The sequence below is a fragment of the Moorena sp. SIO4E2 genome (assembly GCF_010671945.1).
Classification (GTDB): Bacteria; Cyanobacteriota; Cyanobacteriia; order Cyanobacteriales; family Coleofasciculaceae; genus Moorena; species Moorena producens.
Genome location: NZ_JAAHIE010001236.1, coordinates 1 through 1,369, shown reverse-complemented (window position 1 = coordinate 1,369; position 1,369 = coordinate 1). Strand labels below are relative to the sequence as shown.

Here is a 1,369-nt window from a genome sequence, read left to right as displayed (position 1 = left end):
TGGACTCAGGCTATAGTTCTTGCCTTGCAACCTCAATAGGAGTATAGCGTTTATGAAGCTTCCACCACCGTTAAGCGCCGAGGTGGTGGTGTCCTATGCTAATTTGGAGTTAGCCTTAACCCACAAATCACAGAGGCAAGCCCAGCTTCTAGGCGGTCGTCCAGATCTTTTGCTGGAACTACCCTCGTTGCTATTTCTACGAACGAGTTTAAGTACACCTCTAGCACCAATGTTGTAAGCGCCATTAAGGTCGGCATTGAATCGCTTAGCTGAAGGGAAGGTTGCTAGGGCATAATTTTTTGAATTACGTCTAACCGTACCAGAACCATCATAGGCCAGTTTTGAAGTGTAAGCCGCCACGACCTCTATAACTTTACCTCCCAATTCAGCCCATTTCATTTCCGTAAAATCACGAATCTTTGCTTTGAGCCAACCGTGGAATCTTTGGCTTAGATTAGACCGCTTTCGTCCACCCTTTGGTTTCCGGAGACGAAACCTTAGAATAGTGGAGCCTTAATTAATAATCCTTAACCCTTTTATGCATAACCTGCCAACTGTAAAGGCTCCACTATTCTTACGGTAACTTCAAACCATCCTTTGAGATTCTCAAAGACGTTCGCGAAGCGTCGGCTTTGCCGAATCGCTTCAGAATTAAACTTCTCAGCAATCTCAACAATTCGTTTAGAAACGATATGGCCAATTCGGTTGTTGATTCTTTGGCATTTTTGATAAGTCTTAGAACAGAAACCCTTATGAAGTTTGCCGCCCTTGCCCATGGTTTTGGATGCCCGTACGGATACAGATTTTAGTCGCTTATCCCTGCGGTCTATGTCTCTCCCTGGATGAATAAAATCGCGATGGATTACAGTGCCGGTTTGGGTTACGACTGCTATTGTTGCGGTAGTATTAATACCTAAATCTACCGCAGTAACATTAGCTTCTGGTTTACGCTTTTCTGGATTACAAGTAAACGGAACAGACAGATGGCAGTACCTATCATTGAAAATCAACGACGGGGACATCATTTTGTTAGTAGCTACCTGATGGCGTTCTCTTAAGCCGGTAATCTGAACTTTAGTCCAGATCCAATTCTTCCCATCAAAAACTTTGATTTCGATTTTCTCAAAACCATGTAACTTGTAACATTGACCTTTGTACAAAACTGGATAGCAGCCAGTATCAGCATTTAATCTTGGTGGTTTGCTATCTTTCCTTTTTCGACTACCAGACTGCCATTCACGGTATCGAGTCACATAACTACTAACCTGTCCAGCTGCAAATGCGTTCGCGAAGCGTCGGCTTTGCCGAATCGCAGCTCGACGGTAGTAACTAGGGAACTTATAAAAAGCCTTGTTGAATTGTGGATATT

General features: G+C 43.5%; 2 pseudogenes. Both read right to left on the bottom strand.

Annotated elements, in window-relative coordinates:
* Positions 1-93: 93 nt before the first annotated feature.
* A pseudogene (locus F6K37_RS42520) lies at positions 94-477 on the bottom strand (zinc ribbon domain-containing protein); the annotation flags it as partial.
* A gap of 105 nt (positions 478-582) precedes the next feature.
* Positions 583-1,369: pseudogene (locus tag F6K37_RS42515) on the bottom strand (nuclease/transposase family protein); the annotation flags it as partial.